The 19,225-nt window shown below is 40.6% G+C and carries 13 protein-coding genes; 6 read left to right on the top strand and 7 right to left on the bottom strand.

The features are described 5' to 3' along the window. Positions 1 to 2: 2 nt before the first annotated feature. From U1E44_RS06915 to U1E44_RS06895, 5 genes are all read right to left on the bottom strand, one after another. On the bottom strand, positions 3 to 1,943 hold the full coding sequence (locus U1E44_RS06915; RefSeq protein ID WP_322930332.1) for an alpha-1,4-glucan--maltose-1-phosphate maltosyltransferase: 1,941 nt from the start codon (positions 1,941 to 1,943) through the stop codon (positions 3 to 5). A 156-nt stretch (positions 1,944 to 2,099) separates the two neighbouring features. Then, positions 2,100 to 3,137: a LacI family DNA-binding transcriptional regulator gene (locus U1E44_RS06910; protein ID WP_322930331.1), complete on the bottom strand. Its 1,038-nt coding sequence runs from the start codon at positions 3,135 to 3,137 to the stop codon at positions 2,100 to 2,102. 734 nt (positions 3,138 to 3,871) lie between these two features. Beyond that, positions 3,872 to 4,855, bottom strand: a complete 984-nt coding sequence (locus tag U1E44_RS06905) for a carbohydrate kinase family protein (RefSeq protein ID WP_322930330.1) — start codon at positions 4,853 to 4,855, stop codon at positions 3,872 to 3,874. A gap of 599 nt (positions 4,856 to 5,454) precedes the next feature. Then, on the bottom strand, positions 5,455 to 8,013 hold the full coding sequence (locus U1E44_RS06900; protein ID WP_322930329.1) for an ABC transporter permease: 2,559 nt from the start codon (positions 8,011 to 8,013) through the stop codon (positions 5,455 to 5,457). Then, positions 8,010 to 8,696, bottom strand: coding sequence for an ABC transporter ATP-binding protein (locus U1E44_RS06895; RefSeq protein WP_322930328.1), 687 nt, complete (start codon positions 8,694 to 8,696; stop codon positions 8,010 to 8,012). The genes U1E44_RS06900 and U1E44_RS06895 overlap by 4 nt, the downstream gene beginning before the upstream one ends. A 47-nt stretch (positions 8,697 to 8,743) precedes the next feature. Here U1E44_RS06895 and U1E44_RS06890 point away from each other — a divergent pair, with 47 nt between their 5' ends. Next, entirely contained in the window at positions 8,744 to 9,457 is a 714-nt protein-coding gene (locus U1E44_RS06890; RefSeq protein ID WP_322930327.1) for an arylesterase, read from the top strand. Between the two features lie 321 nt (positions 9,458 to 9,778). Here U1E44_RS06890 and U1E44_RS06885 read toward each other — a convergent pair whose 3' ends face one another. Then, positions 9,779 to 9,949 carry a hypothetical protein gene (locus tag U1E44_RS06885; protein ID WP_322930326.1) on the bottom strand — a complete coding sequence of 57 codons (171 nt, stop codon included), beginning with the start codon at positions 9,947 to 9,949 and terminating at the stop codon, positions 9,779 to 9,781. 378 nt (positions 9,950 to 10,327) lie between these two features. Between U1E44_RS06885 and U1E44_RS06880 the strand changes: the two genes are divergently transcribed. The 3 genes from U1E44_RS06880 (at position 10,328) to U1E44_RS06870 (ending at position 14,544) form a co-directional block, all read left to right on the top strand. Then, a complete protein-coding gene (locus U1E44_RS06880) occupies positions 10,328 to 12,184 on the top strand; it encodes a sensor histidine kinase (protein WP_322930325.1) in 1,857 nt (618 codons plus the stop codon). Continuing rightward, complete coding sequence (locus U1E44_RS06875) at positions 12,181 to 12,798, top strand: response regulator transcription factor (RefSeq protein WP_322930324.1); 618 nt, start codon at positions 12,181 to 12,183, stop codon at positions 12,796 to 12,798. The genes U1E44_RS06880 and U1E44_RS06875 overlap by 4 nt, the downstream gene beginning before the upstream one ends. Positions 12,799 to 13,176: 378 nt before the next feature. Continuing rightward, entirely contained in the window at positions 13,177 to 14,544 is a 1,368-nt protein-coding gene (locus tag U1E44_RS06870) for a D-arabinono-1,4-lactone oxidase (RefSeq protein ID WP_322930323.1), read from the top strand. Between the two features lie 426 nt (positions 14,545 to 14,970). On the opposite strand, the gene U1E44_RS06865 is transcribed toward U1E44_RS06870, so the two are convergent. Beyond that, positions 14,971 to 16,332 carry a CehA/McbA family metallohydrolase domain-containing protein gene (locus U1E44_RS06865; RefSeq protein ID WP_322930322.1) on the bottom strand — a complete coding sequence of 454 codons (1,362 nt, stop codon included), beginning with the start codon at positions 16,330 to 16,332 and terminating at the stop codon, positions 14,971 to 14,973. Positions 16,333 to 17,315: 983 nt separating this feature from the next. On the opposite strand from U1E44_RS06865, the gene U1E44_RS06860 reads away from it, so the two are divergent. Then, complete coding sequence (locus U1E44_RS06860; protein ID WP_322930321.1) at positions 17,316 to 17,636, top strand: helix-turn-helix domain-containing protein; 321 nt, start codon at positions 17,316 to 17,318, stop codon at positions 17,634 to 17,636. Continuing rightward, positions 17,636 to 18,898 carry a type II toxin-antitoxin system HipA family toxin gene (locus tag U1E44_RS06855; protein ID WP_322930320.1) on the top strand — a complete coding sequence of 421 codons (1,263 nt, stop codon included), beginning with the start codon at positions 17,636 to 17,638 and terminating at the stop codon, positions 18,896 to 18,898. The genes U1E44_RS06860 and U1E44_RS06855 overlap by 1 nt, the downstream gene beginning before the upstream one ends. Positions 18,899 to 19,225: the final 327 nt, after the last annotated feature.

The following is a 19,225-nucleotide window of genomic DNA, read 5'->3' as shown; positions in this document are numbered from 1 at the left end:
AATTAATGCTTTATATGAAACAAATGAAAGGGTAGCGCCGTGTGCAATTCTACATAGTTCCATTCACTGGCCCATACATACTCGTTATCTGTAATTACATCGTGCATGGTTATAGTTTGTCCTCTAGAGATTCCCATAGTCTCTAACGGTAACTGCAGCATGCCGTTTTGCGAATGGTGGGCGTCCAAATTAATTATCGTGAGTGTTTCATCTGTTTTATCGTCGTTCCATTTATAATACGCAATAAGGTAATTGTTCTCTATATGGCAGAACTTAATGTTCCAGGTCTGTTGTAGGGAAGCATGTTCGTGTCTTGCCTCATTTATTTTGGTAATGATATAGGTAAGTTTATTTTTTATAGACCAGTCCCAATGGTACACTTCGTACTTCTCAGAATTTAAGTATTCTTCCTTGCCAGGCATGGAATCGCTAACCATATACTCAAATACAGGGCCATAAATACCGATATTGCTGCTCATGGTGGCCGCTAACGCATAACGTAACAGATGCATGGCTTCATTGGCACCTTGCAGGTGATATGGATTAATATCCGGCGTATTGGGCCAAAAGTTGGGTCGGTAATACTCCCGCATTTCTGTTTGCGTAAGTTCTACCATATAATCTATAAGTTCTTGCTTGTGTACCCGCCAGGTAAAGTAGCTGTAAGACTGTGTAAAACCTTGTTTTGCCAACTGTTGCATTACCTTGGGACGTGAAAAAGCCTCGGCCAAAAACAACACATCGGGGTGCTTTGTTTTTACTTCACTTATAAGCCAGTTCCAAAAATAATAGGGTTTGGTATGGGGGTTGTCTACCCTAAAAATACGAATACCAAAGGTTTCTACCCAATAGAGCGCAACACTTCGCAATTCTTCCCATAACGCCTTATAGGCGGTGGTTTCAAAATTAAAGTTAACAATGTCTTGGTATTTTTTGGGTGGATTTTCGGCATATTGCATGGTGCCATCGGGTCTTTTTCGAAACCATTCTGGATTGGAACTAATATACGGATGGTCCGGCGCAGCTTGAAAAGCCAAATCCATAGCAATTTCAATATGATGCTCGTTTGCTTTTTCAATAAAGTGCTTAAAGTCGGCTTCAGTGCCCAGTTCCGGGTGAATGGATTTGTGTCCGCCATGCCGGGAGCCAATACCCCAAGGTACACCGGAATCACCTTCAAGCGCCTCGGTAGTGTTGTTTTTACCTTTCCGATTCACCTCCCCAATAGGGTGTATGGGTGGCAGATAGACCACATCAAAGCCCATTTGAGCAATGCGTGGCAACAAGGCTTCGGCATCCTTAAAGGTACCGTGCTTGTCCTTTTCCGGCGCGGCAGATCGCGGAAAAAACTCGTACCACGTACTAAAATTTGCTTTTTTTCGATCTACGTAAACTTTTAGGGTTTGGCTAGTGCTTACCAAATTCCGTTCAGGGTATTTTAAAAAAAGTTTGTGCAGTTTTTTGGATGCAGCATGATCAATAGCCACCTCATAGGCATTTTCATCCTGAAAAAAACCGATTAAATTCTCCAAATAACCTCGATCTTCCTCGGGGTTGTGCCGTAATACCTGTTCCAGATATTGAACACCATCTAATAATTCGCTTTTTACGTATTGCCCATCTTTTAATTTGGCTTGTATGCCATGCTGCCAATTCAGGGCATTGTCTACCCATCCATTAATGCCATACTCGTAAAAACCTTGTTTGTCGGTGGTAAAGGAAGCTTCGAAAAAATCATTACCCAGATGTTTCATGCGTCGCTGTTGGCGATCCACTTCTTTTTCGTGTTTAAACCAAATTTCGGCCTGCATAACGTCATGGCCATCGGCTAAAATATCGGCGGTAACGCTTACCTCTTCCCCAATCGTTCTTTTAATAAAGAAAGTTCCGCATTGTAGTTGTGGTTGTACATTTTCTATAACCACTCGTTGCTGTTTCAACATATTTTTTTGGTATCGTTTGCGTTTTTATTAAAAATAGTAAATAAAAGTTAAACTAAAAGGAATATGTTGCGCATTATCGATAGAATAGCGCAAACAAGGTCTAAATTATACCAAAACTTTCTTAATTCGGTTCATTTTCTTACGGGTATCTGGAGTTTATGGTGTATTACTTCGTTGCACTGCTGTTGATTCCCGTTCAATGATGGCTGTTTTTATAATTTGGGTACGGCACGCCTCTTCCTCATTTTCCTTCTCCAATGTATCGATCAGCATAGTAGCAGCCACCCTACCCATGTCCTGACCGTTTTGTGCCACAGTGCTCAATGCCGGGACAGTACATTGCGACAGCAGACCATCTGTAAATCCAATAAAAGCGATGTCATGGGGAATAGTATAGCCCAAATTTTGAGCCATTTTCATGGCGTTTACCGCAAAAAACTCGTTAACCCCAAAAACACCATCAAAGGTTTCTCGCTCAAATAAGGCAGCGATACCCTCTTTGCAATTTTCGGTATCCTCTATTTTTACAATTAAATGTTCATTATAGGCGATGCCCGCTTCTTTTAAAGCCTTTTGGTATCCTAAAGTACGCAGATAGCCCACACTCAGGTAATCTACCGTGGTGATCAGTGCAATTTTTTTACAACCGGATCGGATAAGTACATTTACCGCTTCATAGGCGGCCTGGGTGTCGTCAATAATTACTTTATCACATTGTATTTCGGCTGTAACACGGTCAAAAAGGACCACAGGGATGCCTTCGTCCAAAATTTCCAGAAAATGATGATAATCTTTTTTAGCTAGTGTTTCTTTGGAAAGCGAAACAATAAATCCATCAATACTTCCATTGGCCAACAGTTCCATATTAATTACTTCCTTGTCAAAAGATTCATCCGAAAGACATACAATAACATTATATCCTTTAGCATTGGCTACCTGCTCTATGCCAAAAATAACCGTGCTGAAAAAATGGTGTACAATTTCCGGAATAATTACACCAATGGTTTTGGTGCATTTGTTTTTAAGACTAAGGGCAATATTATTGGGACGGTAGTTATAGAATTTTGCGAACGCCTGAATTTTTTCTCGAGTATCCTGGCTAACTTCTTTACTGTTGTGAATAGCCTTTGAAACCGTAGAAATGGAAACACCCAACTCGCGCGCTAATTGTTTTAATGTAATTTGTTTTTTCATTGCCTTTATGTTTAAGCGGTCATGCTTCAACTGCGCCCAGCACAGGAATGGAAATCCCTACGATACTTATTCCTCTAGGTGTTACACATTTTATAGGTGTCCTTATTCCTAATTTTATAAAAAATACCTCGTTATTTCACGAATATAGAAATCTTAATACCTAAAACGTCCTGTTTTAAAGATAAAAATTGTTAACACGAAAACGTTTTTTATTTTAACGAAAACGTTTTTGTTTGCTCCTAAAGCCTTGGTATATAGTTTTTTAAATCTATTTGTAGTATATTTATAAGCATAAATTTAATTTTCATTCTTCACTATTTAGGTTTTGAAAGTTAGTTGATTGTTGTTTTTAGTTATCATGAGTAAATAGTCCGTCAGTGATTGGGCGGACTATTTCCTTTTTAAGCCAAATCGTTGTTCATTCTGACTCCATTTCTTCACTTTTTGCCCCGGCCTTAAGGGTAGATCTAATAAATCTTTAGTACTTCCTTCAGGATCGAGGCACATAATGAAGATTTTAGTATCAAATAGGCATTAAATAATCAACGAGGTAAGCTCAGTTTTTCGTAAAATTTAGATGCTTTTCTTAAGGGCGTTACCACAAGGGTCAGGCTTTTCGTTACAATCTTTTTTTGAGAAAAAAATCAAAAAAAGAATTTTCACTTCAATCCTTAACGCAAAAGACAGCGTTGTGAAGTTCCTTTACAGTAGTCCTAATTTTTGCGTAAGAATGCTTAGGGTATTCCGTAGGTTTTCTTAATCATTTGGTCTGTCTCGCTCAACGATTTAAATACCTCAAAGGTTTTTCCCTGAGTGCGCTGTGCGCCTAATACATTACCATATTGGGCCGCTTGTACATAGTTGTGCTTATCTTTTAGCATCCCGTAGGCAACACCACCGGCAAAAGAATCGCCACAACCCGTGGTATCTATTACGTGTGCTACTTTTACTGAAGGCACCAGTTGTTCATTAAAAACACCGTCTTTTAAGGTATACACCATAACGCCTCTAGAGTCTAAAGTAACGTATAATGCTTTAAGACCCTGTTGCAGGCAATGAGCCGCAAAAAGAGGTAATTGTTCTAGGGCAATTTCTTCATTATGCTCCAATTCCGAGAGTTCGTATTCTTTTTCGAACCAACTACAATTGGCCTCTTCCAAATTCATTTTTAGGATATCAATATAGGGCAGCCAACGGTCCCGATCTACCCAAAACTTCATTAATCGATCCCCATGAATGGTAAGCGTATTGGTAGGCCCGTGCGCATCAAACACAATAATACCATCGCTATTTTCTTTAATATACTTTAGCGTATCCAAAGGCACCTCAAAATCGGTTACCGGCACAAAAACAAAAACCTCACAGTCCAGAATATCCTGAATATCTTCGGGCACAATGGGGTTCATAAAAGCAACCTGCTTTTCCAATCGTTTATTTTGATCCACAAAATTGAGGTTTATAACATCGCCCTGATCTGCTGTAGCATCGATGTGCGACAAGACAATATTTTTGTAGGGTTCAAATATTTTTCGAATGTCGTCCTCATCTTTTTTACGCACATGGGTTACCGGTATAACAACATCATCGGGACCTAAAAGGTTTGCAATGGCAATAGCTGTATGCGTGGCGCAACCGTATTTTTCTATCACTTCTCCGTTATGTGTAGTAATATGATCTCTGGGAATGGGACCCAATACAGCAACTTTTCTTCTTTTCATCGGTATGTTGTTTTTAATAATCTAAATGATTCCCCGATGGCTCTGCCTCGGGGTTTCCTATTTACCTCTCCTTGGGAGAGGTCGGAACCGCATTTTCGCAGTTTCGGGTGAGGCAAAATATAAAATTTCAGTTTTTGAACCCTTTGGTCAAAATGCGTTGCATTGCGCTTGCCGAAAAGAAACTGGCGAGAGCCGTGCTGAGCATAGTCAAAATATACCCCTGTGGCTTGCCTTAGGGTTAGACAGTTTTAAGAAATTTTTTGTTCGCTTGTGTCCAAGATAGAAAAAAATAATGTGATTCGCATATTTTCATACATTTCTCTGCATCATAAATAATGTAGCATCGCAATCAGCACAAAATACCTATTTCGTAAGGAGGTTTTATGAAGGCTTGGGTTGGGTCTTAAAAGTAGCCAAAATAGCGCTTTTCCCGAAGTCTTTGGAGAGTGGTTGTACATTCAATAAATAGTACTTGAGTTCTCATTATTGAAAATAATAAAAAAATAGATGGCTCCGTATTGCCCTTTAAAAGAGGACCGTTGGGCACTACAAAATAGCAGGTATTTCTCAACTAAATTCCTTAGATCCCAATTTTAGGATTAAACACCCTCTTTTCGTAGTACGGCCAAAGGCGGACTTTTTATAATACCCAGACTATTGCCCAAGCCAATGCCCAACACCAACAAGGTAATTCCCGGGAATAAGATCAAAAAGGGAATCCATGAGGGAGCAAAAGGAGCCTCAAACATCCAAAAAGCTAAAATTTGACTGCTAAGTAACGACAACAGTATGCCTGCCAAGCTACCCAAAACACCGAGGTATACATATTCTAAGGCCGTTATTTTAAGCACTTGTTTGCCAGTGGCTCCCAAAGTGCGCAACAAAACACTCTCCCGAATGCGTTGGTACTTACTAGTGCGTATGGCACCGAGCAATACAATAATTCCCGTAAAAATACTAAAGAAGGCCATAAAATTGATAATCCAAGAAATCTTACCCAATAAGTTTTCTACTACAGATAGCAATTGGCGTAAATCTAAAATGGAGATATTAGGAAATGCAGTTACCAAATCCCGTTGTAATGCTGCGGAGGCTTGTTCGTCCGGTGCTTTGGTTGTAAGCACCCTAAATTGAGGGGCTTTATTTAAAACCCCCATAGGAAAGACGATTGTAAAATTGGGTTGCATTCGGCTCCAATCTACCGTTCGGATACTACCAATTTTGGTGTTTAATAACACACCCTGTACATTAAATATCATTAAGTCGCCAATACCCACCTTAGCATCTTGGGCAAAATTCTCGCTCACCGATATGGGAATGAGTGCTGTGGAGGAAACGCTGGGCGTCCAAGCGCCTTCCTTTAAGGTTTCAGAAGCAATAAGAGAATCCCTGTACGTAGCTCTAAACTCAAAGTTTAAAATCCACCGACTTATTTGAGACGTGCTGTCTTGCCGAATTTCATTAACCAACCTTCCGTTAATACTGGTAATACGCATGGTTACAATGGGAATGTCATCTAAAAGAGGCAAGCTTTTTTGTGATATACTTTGTGCTACCGCCGCTCTTTGTTCCGTTTGCACATCGAGCAAAATGATATTGGGGCTATTGGCTTGCCCTTCAATTGAGGCCTGAGCCAAAAGCACATCTTTAGTAAAATAAAGGGTGCTGATAAGAAACGTACCCACACCTATGGCGATCACTAAAATTAAGGTCTGATTTTGAGGTCGGAAAAGATTCAACAAACTTTGGCGCGCTATAAACCCCCAAGAATGAGGGAAATAGTTCTTGATGCCTCGCATAAACAGAGTTGCAATTCCGATAAGAACAGCAAAAGTGATGAGAATACCCACCACGAAGGCTAGGGCGTAGCGCCAATCTTTTAATAACCAAAAAGAAAAAAGATAAATGAAAAGAAAAATGCCCAAGACGGCCAATGCCCCTGCTTTTACCGATTTAGAATTGGCAGTTGCCTGTACGCGCAAGGCTTGCAAGGGAGACGTATATAAGGTACCCATTAGTGGATATAATGCAAATAGAATCGACATAAAAACACCCAATAGCAGACCCATAACAATGGCTTGCGGTGCTATGGAAATTTCTACATTAAGAGGTAATAGATCTTGGAGTAAAATGGGAAAAAGATATTGAATGCCCAAGCCAAGAGCCGTACCTATACTTCCGCCAATAAGGCCAATAAAGGCAATTTGAAGTAAATAAATTAAAAAAGTCTGCCTTTTGGTGGCGCCAAGGCATTTTAGCACCGCTACAGCACGCAGTTTTTGTTTGATATAAATATTGATGGCACTGGCGATGCCCACACAGCCCAAGAGCAAAGCAATAAAGGCAATTAGATTTAGGAACTTTCCAAAATTATCGTAGCGCCGCCCCAATCTTCTACTCGTAGCTGTATGCGTATCTAGGCGCGCCTCTTCGGCCTCTAAAACGGCACCTATTTTACCGTAGAGCTGATTTACATCATTTTCAACCCCTGCTACAAAGTAATAGTCATAGTCGATGCGACTTCCGGTTTGCACCAAACCGGTAGCTTCAATTAAGTGATACGGAATAACCACCGGAGGGGCTACGGCACCAAATATGGAAGAACTTCCGGGAATGGTGATTAATTTTCCGACTATAGGAAGGGTAATTTGACCTATTTTAATACTATCTCCGGGTTGTAAATTCAATTGAAACATGGCCGTAACATCTACCAAAGCACCCTCTTGTTCGTAAAAGCTGGCCGCTGCCGAAAGGGGTGCTGTTTCCAATTCCCCGTAAAACGGAAATCCGGCTTCAATACCGCGCACCTGAACCAGTTTACTGGCTCCGGTCTCCGGAAAAGCCGCCATAGAAGAAAAGCTAATTTCGCGTGCATTGGCACCGCCCAAGGAATCTATTATTTCCTGAACACGTTCGTTGGCAGGTCGACTACTATCAATCTTAAAATCGGCACCCATAAGGGATTTGGATTGCAGGGCAATATTAGTTTTTAGGTTATCGCCAAACGACTGTATAGATACCACTGCGGCAATACCAAGGACAATGGAGGCCATAAAAAGCATCAATTTTTTTGTGCTGGCCTTTCCATCGCGCCAAGCCATTTTCAGGAGCCATCCAAATTGCGCTCCCGAAGCACTATTTTTTTGTGGTTTCTTCATAAGGCGGTTACAGCGTTTTCAATAATTTTTCCGCCTTTTAATCGTAAAATGCGCTGTGTTTTATGTGCTAAGTCTATGTCATGCGTTACGATAATTAGGGTGGTGCCCAATTCTTTGTTTAATTGAAAGAGCAACTCAACTACTTTTTCGCCGGTTTCGGCATCCAAATTCCCTGTAGGTTCATCGGCAAAAAGCACCGACGGCTTATTTGAAAAAGCTCTGGCTAAGGCCACGCGTTGTTGTTCCCCTCCGGAAAGTTGAGAGGGATAATGGTTAAAACGGTCTCCGAGCCCCACTTTTTCCAACCATTCTTTACTTGCCGATAGTGCATTCTCCGCCCCTTGCAATTCTAAGGGAACCGCCACATTTTCTAGTGCCGTAAGCGTGGGCAATAATTGAAAATCCTGAAAAACAAAGCCAATGTTTTTGTTGCGAAGTAAAGCCCTTTCGTCTTCAGTGAGTCCATTTAATTCGGTACCACACAGGGAAATAGAACCCGCATCGGGCTGATCTAGTCCGGCACAAAGACCCAAAAGCGTGGTCTTCCCGCTTCCGGATGGGCCTACAATGGCAAAGGTTTCCCCTTGTGCTACACTAAAGCTTATATCGTGAAGTACGGTAAGTTTTTTTAAACCACTTTTATAGTGTTTCTCAAGATGCGCAACGTTTAATATCTTTGTCATGTAACAGCTTTGTCGTTATAAATCTTCAAAGCGGTCAAATTAAAGAAATGATTTCGAATATAGTTCCCGTGAGTGTTAGAAGCTTGTTAATCTTTTGTTATTTTTTGATGTTTGTCTGTGGGCTATCTTGTGGCGATGCGCCCTCCAAGAAACAAGAAGACCCAACGGTAAGTCCCAAGTCGGAGACTACAGAAGAGGCATCAAGCACAAAAAAAATACTGTTTTTTGGCAACAGTCTTACCGCCGGAATGGGATTGGATCCCAATGAGGCCTTCCCGGCCGTCATTCAAAAAAAATTAGATTCTTTAGCACTTCCCTACGAAGTAATCAATGCCGGTCTTAGCGGAGAAACCACGGCCGCCGGAAAAAGTAGAATAAGTTGGGTGCTACAGCAGGATGTGGAAATTTTTGTGTTAGAATTGGGTGCCAATGACGGCCTTAGAGGGATTCCTTTAGAGGAAACCCGAAAAAACTTGCAGGATATTATAGACTTTGTGCGTCAGCAAAACCAAGAAACAAAAATTGTACTCACCGGAATGCAGATGCATCCCAATATGGGTGATGCCTACACCACCGCATTTAAAAATATTTTTCCGGAATTGGCAGCCGCCAATGGCCTGTATTTGGTGCCTTTTTTACTCGAAAATGTAGGCGGCATTCCCGAACTGAACCAAGCCGACGGCATTCATCCTACCGTAGAAGGACAGCGCATTTTGGCAGAAAATGTGTGGGAGGTATTAGAGGGGTTGGTAGGGGAGTAATTCTTTTTAAAAATTGACGTAATAAACAAGGTAATTTAGCATAAACAAGCCGCTTTTTGTAAAAGAATTACAAAAAAAACCATGCGATTGCGCACATGGTTTTAACGCCTCCACGGAGGGCTATTCCCCCAAACAACCCCCGCTTTAGCTGCGCTAAAAGTAAGGTTTTGTTTTTTGTATGAAAATACCCTTTTATGGGTATTTTTAGTGAACGGTATGACGGGACAAAGGGAACTTTAATAGAAATACGCCAAGCAGGTATGGTAATCTTGCATAAACAAAAAGCAGGGAAAACTTCTCTTTTTGTCTAAGGATAAGCCTTTACCCAAAAAATAGGGCTTTAATTTCCGGTAAATCTTTATGCGCATATTTCTGTAATAACGATACCAAAATGCGAAGCTCCAACGCCGACAAACCATACTTTTTTTGAACACGCTCTTTTTCAGCGAAAGTCAATTGTGGCAGGGTGGTAGTTAGGGTTAGGCTTTTCATGAGGGTTTGGTTTTTTAATACCAACATCGCCGGTGGGGCGACGACATTGGTATGGAGCTAAAACAAGGTATTTTCTGGAACTAAAGCTAGTTGTATTTGGCATGCCAAAACATACCCATAAAAGGGGATTTTTCATTAGGTTTAAGACATAACGAAAATCTCTTTATGGTACAGTTGGCCAAAATACCCATGGTTGGGTATTGCTATTCGGTTACAAATTAGTATGTTTATGTGATTTCTTATAGTAGAAACCATGTAGGATAAAAAGTCAGTTAACTACACGGCATCGGTATATTTTACCTTTAAAAATGAGGATGGTAAAAGTATCGTACTTGGCTCCCCTCGTTGCCACCAAAGTAATGTAATGCTCAAGTTTTAGTGAGGCGAAAACTCATTTTTGTTTTGGTAATTTTTCCCCTATTTCTCAGAGGAATCGGGGCAGACCCTGTGGATCTGGTATTGGCGCACTTGAGAAGTCTGGAGTTTGAAAAAGCAAAACTGCATATAGCCCAAGTGGCTCAGAAAGATCTAGCCCAAGAGTTAACTACCTTACACGATCTACTCTATTTTGCCGGGCAACGAGATTCTACCTTCTTTTCTTTAGGCAGCCATAACAGACTGCAGGAAGCCTCAATACCACATGTGGTGCAATTGCTTAATAAAGGGTATTACGCCCTGTATTATCACAAAACCAAGAGTGACGCCTTTGCCTTTTTTTATGAGGCCTTAAAAATGGCAAAAAGTCAAAAAAATAGGGTATTGCAAAAGGCAGCCTTACAGGCGGTGCTAGAATATTACCGTATAGAAATAGCCCAAAACAGTCAACATCAAGAGAGGTATTTAGAGGAATACAAACGGTTGTCTTCAGATGAAATAGATCGCCTTTGGGGTGTGCTTTACCAAATTATTTTCACTACGAAAACACTCGGTAGCCTAGAAGACGAATACTATACGCTAGCCGACGAGTTAAACGCCTTTGAAAATAGCATGACAATTCCTGCTTCGATTCTACCTCGTATCTATTTTGAAAAGGGCTTGCGCATGGAGTTGGGAAATAGGCTTGCGATCTCTAGGATCTATTATGAAATGGCCTTTAATGCATCAGAATCGTATCCTTTTCATAGAGAAACACGATTTTTTTCACTTATTCGTTTATCCGGTTTGGCACAGAAAAAAAAGGAATTTGAGGAGGCATTGCAATTGGTAGACAAGGCTCGGGTACATATTAATCTTGCAGATACCTTACGGGGGAATTATTATCTCAATTTGTATTCCTCCTATTACTTAAACGACCTTGGTAAACATGATAGTGCCTATACCCTCTTAAAAAAGGCATATGTATCCGGATTGCAATTAGATTACCGTGCCAATGCACTGGAGGTAAACAGATTGAATGTCATTTTAGAAACCCAGCAAAGCGCATTGGAAAATGCATCGTTAAAACAGAATAAAATATGGCTCATTGCTACAGTTATCATCCTTGCACTTTTATTAACCACGAGTTATTTTTTTTATAGAAGTAGCCAGGCCAAGAAAAAAATAGTGGAGAAGGAAAAAGAGCTTCAATCGCAACACATAGAGAAGCTGCTTCATGATCAGGAAAATATAGAATTGGATGCCATGCTAGAGGGTCAAGAAAAAGAGCGGCAACGACTGGGAAATGATTTGCATGACCATTTGGGTAGTATTTTAGCAACGCTAAAATTACATTTTGAGAATTTGCAAACCGAAATAGGACCGCGGGGCACGGCGCATTTGTTTAGCAAAACAGACAAACTGCTGGAGGAAGCCTACCAAAAAGTGCGCAGTTTAGCCCATTCCAAAAATACCGGGGTAAATGCACAAGAGGGCTTACTGCCGGCACTAAGAAACCTTGCGGCAAAAGTCTCCATTTTGAACAAACTAAACATATACGTTGAAGATTATAGTATGAATCAGCGGCTCGATAATTCGTTGGAAATTACTATTTTTAGGATGATACAAGAATTGATAACCAATGTCATTAAATATGCAAGCGCATCAGAAATCATCATTTATTTAACGCATCATGGAGATCGCATCAACATTATGGTAGAAGACAATGGTATCGGATTTGATATTTCAAGCATCAAAGCTAAAGAGGGGCTGGGTCTGCATGCGATACAAAAACGTATTGAAAATTTGGGCGGACAAGTTACTATAGACTCCACCCGGCAAAAAGGAACCACAGTAATTTTAGATATTCCGATAACATGATACGACTTGCAATTGCCGAAGATCACAATTCGCTTGTAGACGGAGTTAAACTTTTTTTGCGTCACGAAGACGATATCCAACTGGTAGGCAGTGCTACTAATGGAGTTGAACTTTGCAAATTGGCAGGGCTAAAACAACCCAATGTAATCATTACCGATATTCGTATGCCGATTATGGACGGCATTGCCGCTACTCAAAAAATTTTATTAAAACATCCCCAAATAAAGATTATTGCCTTTACCATGTTCGATCAGGACGATGCGGTAAACCAAATGCTGGCCGCAGGAGCTAAGGGTTATGTGTTAAAAAATTCAAGTTTAAAAGATCTTTTAGTTGCCGTACGCACGGTGTACAATGGCGGTACGTATTATGATGGGTCTCTAGTTTTATCCGAAATTGCAACCGCCAAGGCACCGGTAAGCCCATTGTCTAAACGGCAAATAGAAATCTTAAAATTAATTGCCTTAGGAAACACCAATCAAGAAATAGCCGATACTTTATTTATTGGTAAAACCACGGTAGAGACGCATCGTAAAAATATGATTCGCATTCTTAACCTCCAAGGTTCAGGAGAGTTACTGCGCTATGCATTAGAAAGCAAATACAGGTTCTAATTGGCATACAACGTCCTAAGTTTATTTTATGAAAAATAGCATGAGTAAAAACGAATGAAGTTTAAAGCGAAAGAGGGTTGTTTTTCAATTTTTTAAAATGATCTTACTTTCAAATAATTAAACTAAATTTAGGCTTCATACATTAGGTTTAGGCTACGCACTATTTATGATGAAATGCGAATTAATCATTGTGCAACGAAATAGTAGATATAGAAAGTAGAGCACTTTAAGAACCATTTCTTAAAGTCGTAACGGTGCTTCAAAAACCTATCAAATGAGCGTTATGAAATGAGCCAGAACAGCGCTAGATCATCAACAGCGAATACTAGTCGTCGGCATTTCAAGGCTTGCTGTTCAAAAACAAAAAGAGGTAAAAAAATGCAAAGAAAAACGTTTATAAAAAAAGCAAGTTTGGCGGTAACCGGAGGAATGTTACTGCCAACTCTTTCTTGTGTAGAAGATAAGAAAACAAAAAGTATGGTGGAAAAGAGAGATCGAAAAAACTGGGCCGGTAATTATAGCTACAGGGCCGAAAACTTGCATGAACCAACCTCTGTGGATGAGGTACAGCACTTGGTAAGGACACTAGATCAGCAAAAGGCATTAGGTTCTACACATTGTTTTAATGCTATTGCCGATAGTCCAAAACACCAGATTTCTACCAAAAAGTTGAATAAGGTGATTGCGCTAGATGCTGAAAATAAAACCTTAACTGTGGAAGCAGGAGCTCGGTATGGAGATTTTGCGGAAATGCTGCACCAAGAAGGTTTTGCCTTACATAATTTAGCCTCCTTGCCTCATATTTCCGTGGCCGGAGCTTGTGCTACAGCAACCCATGGCTCCGGTGTAACCAATGGTAATTTGGCCACAGCAGTGGTTGGCATAGAAATGGTAAGGCCCGATGGCGATATCGTTGTATTAGACAAAAATCATCCTCATTTTAATGCGGTGGTAGTGGGTTTAGGAGCCTTTGGTATAATCACTAAAGTTACCTTGGAAATACAGCCTACCTATAACGTTCGGCAAGATGTTTTCCTAGATTTACCTTTAGAATCGGTACTTGTGCATTTTGATGAAATTATGGCAAGTGGGTACAGCGTAAGTTTATTTACCGATTGGATGGACACTAAAATAAGTGAAGTATGGATTAAACGAAGGATGGATGGTGCTGTAGCAGATTTAGGGCATGATTTTTATGGTGCTAAGGCAGCAACGGCACACATACACCCTATCGTTTCTATTTCGGCTGAAAATTGTACCGATCAAATGGGTATTCCAGGCCCATGGTACGATCGGTTACCTCATTTTAAAATGGGTTTTATGCCGAGTGCAGGGGAAGAATTACAATCGGAGTACTATATTCCCCGTGAACACGCCGTCGCGGCTATAATGGCTATTGAGAAAATGAAAGCGGAGATCTTTCCGCATATTTTAATTTCGGAAATACGTACCATTGCGGCAGATAATTTTTGGATGAGTCCTTGTTATCAGCAAGATTGCATTACCATTCATACCACGTGGAAACAAAAAACCAAGGAAGTATTGGCGTTGTTACCAAAGATTGAAGCGGCTTTGGCTCCCTATCAGCCTAAACCTCATTGGGGGAAATTATTTACACTAGATGCTAAAACCCTGCAAAGCAGGTATGCCAAGCACTCCGATTTTGTAGCACTTGCTAAAAGCTATGATCCTAAAAAAAAGTTCGTAAACGAGTATCTTAAAAACCATGTGTTCGATGGTTCTTAAGTTGATGTGTTGGCAAAAAACGGTCAAAGGGAGCCACTAAAAACGGAATTCTTTGAGCCACCTAAAAAGCCATTTCAGACTATGCGATAAAAGGGTTTACACTAATTATTGCTAAGCTCACTTTAATCCAGTGCGGGTGGTGTACTATTTCTTTGGGGAGAAGACCCAATAACTTCTTCTTCTTTCTAAAATCTTACAACCCTGTTTCAATCTAAAGATTCCCCGACCCTAGGGTCGGGGTTTCCTATTTATCGCTCCTTTGGAGAGGTCGGAACTGTCTTTTTGCAGTTCCGGGTGAGGTTAAATACAAAATTTCGGATTTTGGCCCAAAGGCCAAAATGAAACTGGCGAAACCCGTACTGAGCGCAGTAGAAGTATACCCCTATAGCTTGCCTCGGGGATAGTCAGTTTCAAGAAATTTTTTATTCAGTCAATATCAATAAAAATAGGGTTAGCGTAGAACCATAGTTCATCCCATGGACTCTCGCCTTTTTCATCTTCTCTAGGTTCCAGTTCAGTACTATTCGTACCTCTGATTCGGATATAACTTTTTTTTCTAAGGTTAGAAATAGTATAAGTTATTTCCCTAAATGAGCCATTTACGCTCCAATCAGACTCTGTAAAGCGTTCAATAACCTGTGTGGTAGGATTGTTGTCGCTATTTCTATCCCTAACCGCACCGCTTACTTCCCCGATTATTAAATCGACACGGGTAACTTTAGGGTTCTGTTTCCATGAATTCAGGGTGTCAGGGTCTTTAAAGCGAACGGTAACCGTTACGTCTTGGCCCTTTTTACTATGAATGGTACCTCCGATATCCGCAGTATGATGGCCTCCGGCTACCCGAACATAAAGCCCTGAGATTAGGTCTCCCAAGGTTACAAAAACCCGACCACTTCGAATGCCTTCTATGATATCTTTGTGATTTTTTTGGGCATATACATAGGTTTTGGAATATTCCCCCGGCCAGAAATCACTACCCCCTTCCCGCCAGTGAACATGTGAGTCGGAGTTTGCTGTTATCCACCAACGGCGACCTTCGCCCAACATCGAATACCAAAATCCTCCAACTTTAGCAGTCATCTGATCAAAACCTCCCATGGTAGGGAATTTTCCGTATGCTCCACGGGAACGATTGCGTAAAGTACTGTCCGGGTTTATTGTTGCAGCTTGGTGACCAGGGGCTCCCGCCATACCTACGGCAATTTCTGGAGCCGTATCGTTCCAGTCCCGAAGTTCGTTAGGATCATCATTTCCATACACGCCCAAACCTGTTGCCGATCGGGATGGGTGGTTGGCAATAACCACGGGTTTTGTCGTCATTTTATTCATGAATTTCAAGGCTTCAAGCATTCTCGGTTCGGTATCCCAACTCGGATCAGCAGGGTGGGGTTCTCTTTTGTTGAATTGAGATTCTATGCTATGTAAGTGGGTAGCTTCGTCGTGCGAATGCGGTATAATTAAACTGGAGTGATCGGCACCGGGCGTATCGAATTCCATCCCGTAAAACTGAATCACTTCGGGGACAACTTTTCTGGAATTCAACAACTCGGGATACGCCATTTCTAGATTTACTTTACTGTGATTGGGACCTCCATGATCTGTTGTTACCATCCAGGAAAGCCCATAATACTTAGCCATTAAGGCATTCATGGGCGTAGGATAAATGGCATCGCCTCCTTTTAGGGGAGCAGGAGGATCCACTTCCCGATCCCAGCCAACGCTATATCTAGAATGAATATGATGGTCTCCTGCCAGCCATGTTCTGTTGGGTTTATCTTGTGCCATCGTTGAATTCTGAAATGCAAGCATTAAATACAGGATTGATAGATAAACAGAAGATGACAGGAACGCAGTTGAGAATGGTAGTCGCATGAGATAGATTGGCTAAGAGCTTGAATTTAAATTAAGCCCTCAAGATAATATATTGGTACGACTAATACTTTACCATACTATTAATCTTTTGAGATCATTACATTACTTGAGATGCATCAAGTAACCCTTGGTACTTTTGTCATCGGACTTCCTTTTTTGTGGTATTTTGTCGAAAAGTATTCATGAGAAGATCAAACCTTATTTATTTCTACGTAATCTGTATAAAATCTGGAAAGGCCGGATAGACAGAACCACCAATATCGGATTTTTTAGGCCTCAGTCAATTTTGTCTCAGAAGTTTGTTTATCAAACAATTGCCAACGTTTTTTGCTTTGTTCCATTTTTTTTCGGCCAAGGCGATATACGATGTCCGGGGTTTTCACTAGCACGGCAGAAAAGCTTAACGGAATGGTAAGGAGAAATTGGGGATGGTGTTCAATCTAAAGATTCCCCGACCCTTGGGTCGGGGTTTCCTATTTACCTCTCCTTTGGAGAGGTCGGAACTGTCTTTTTGCAGTTCCGGGTGAGGTGAAATACAAAATTTCGGTTTTTGGCCCAAAGGCCAAAATGAAACTGGCGAAATACCCCTATGGCTTGCCTTGGGGATAGTCAGTTTCAAGAAATTTTTTATGACTTTTTAGGGAAGCGCTGCCGCCCGAAATATAGCTTTTCGCGAAATGGAGGGGAATGTGCTGAGTGGTTTATATGCTCATAATGGAAAAAAATTGTTTTTAAATAATATAAGCACCTTCTTAATGGAAAATATTTGTAACAAATTCAATTGTCCCAAAAAACACTTTTTTTGGGACAAAAATTAAGTTCACTATAGTATTGGTTGAAATAACGTAAAATACTATTTACTTTTTTACTTACATTTGTAAAATATATTGAACGTTATGCCCAGAAACAGTATTATATTATTGCCTAAGAACAAGAAGCTTTTACAAGCAGTGGGAGAAAATATTAAGTTAGCACGCTTACGCAGGAAACTGACGATGGATCAGGTTTCTGAGCGAGCAGGGATTTCCCGTCCTACACTTTCTTCCCTAGAAAAAGGAAGTGCTTCAATTTCTTTAGGTATTATTCTCCAAGTTTTATTAGTATTAGGATTGGAGAAGGATATATTGCTTTTGGCCGACGATGATGTATTGGGCAGAAAAATACAGGATGCCGATCTAACCGTAAAGGAACGCGGCCCAAAAAACAACAAGAAATAATGGCACCGGAACGAAAAAAAATATTTGTATATGCGCATTGGGATGGAATTGAAGCTCCATTCTTAATGGGGAGTTTATATGCTACGCCATCTAGAGGGAAAGAAATATTTTCCTTTGAATATGATAAAGAATGGTTACAGTCGGATTATGCCCAGATCATAGATCCAGACCTACAATTATTCGAAGGAGCTCAGTACCTCAAAGATGAGAAATCTAATTTCGGTATTTTCTTGGATTCCTCACCTGATCGGTGGGGACGGGTGCTAATGATGCGTAAAGAGGCTGCTAAAGCCAGAAAAGAAGATCGACGCCCCAAAACTTTAATGGAGTCAGATTATCTACTCGGGGTTTACGACAATAACCGAATGGGGGGACTTCGTTTTAAAACAGCACAGGATGGTGCTTTTTTAGATGATAATGCAGCTATGGCCGCACCACCTTTCTCTGCACTTAGAGATCTTGAATTTGCCAGCTTACAACTGGAGAAAGAAAATGCCCCAGATAATCCGGAATACCTAAAATGGCTCAATATGCTAATGGCACCAGGGTCTTCATTGGGAGGTGCAAGACCTAAAGCCAATATACAAGATATTGATGGCGGTTTATGGATTGCCAAATTTCCAAGCCAAAATGACCAGCAGGATATGGGGGCTTGGGAAATGTTGGCGTATCGACTTGCAATTCAATCCGGTATTGAAATGGCACCATCAAGAATCCGAAAATTTTCGCATCACCAACATACCTTTTTGACACAACGTTTTGATAGGAAGATCGATAGTACCCGTATTCATTTTGCCTCTGCAATGACCTTATTGGGACACACTGATGGAACGGACTATCAAGATGGGGGCAGTTATTTAGAGCTTCTGGAATTTTTAATGCAGAATGGTGCTGATGTTGATAAGGATCTCAAGAAGTTATGGAGACGTATTGCGTTTAATGTTTGTATTTCCAATACTGATGATCACCTTCGCAATCACGGATTTCTATTAACGGATTCCGGTTGGAAACTTTCACCTGCCTATGATATCAACCCAACCCCGAACGGTACTGGTTTAAAACTTAATATTTCAGAAAATGACAATGCTTTGGACTTAGACCTGGTACGGGAAGTTGCTCCTTATTTTCGTTTAAAAGAAAAAGAAGCCAACGCTATTATCAATACGATTCAGCAGAATGTAGGTCAGTGGCGACAAATTGCGATGGATTTAGGTATTCCAAGAAATGAAATGGAATTAATGAAAAATGCGTTTAAGCATTAAAATAGTTCATCAATACTATTTTTGGCTACAAAATAATGGCATTTGCAATCAAGAGAAATGTCAAACCGAAAACACTACTATTCTGTACTATGTGAAATAAAAAAAGGGTCTCAATTTCTGTGAAGCCCTGTCTTTGCTAGTAGTCAGCCTTTGGCGGAGACTCGAATCAGTGTCCGCCTCTGGCGGATATGAGCCCTATAATAATCCTTAAATATATTGTGCTTTCAATTCTTTTATTGCTGTACGTCCAACACCACTTTTATAGTATTTTTCTCTGGCCATGGCGTCCTTCTTCGTTTTAAATAACTCAATATGTATTACTTCCCA

The organism is Aurantibrevibacter litoralis (assembly GCF_034651555.1).
GTDB classification, from domain to species: Bacteria; Bacteroidota; Bacteroidia; order Flavobacteriales; family Flavobacteriaceae; genus Aurantibrevibacter; species Aurantibrevibacter litoralis.
The sequence above is the reverse complement of the archived record's forward strand: the minus strand, read 5'-3'. Positions and strand labels throughout refer to the sequence as shown.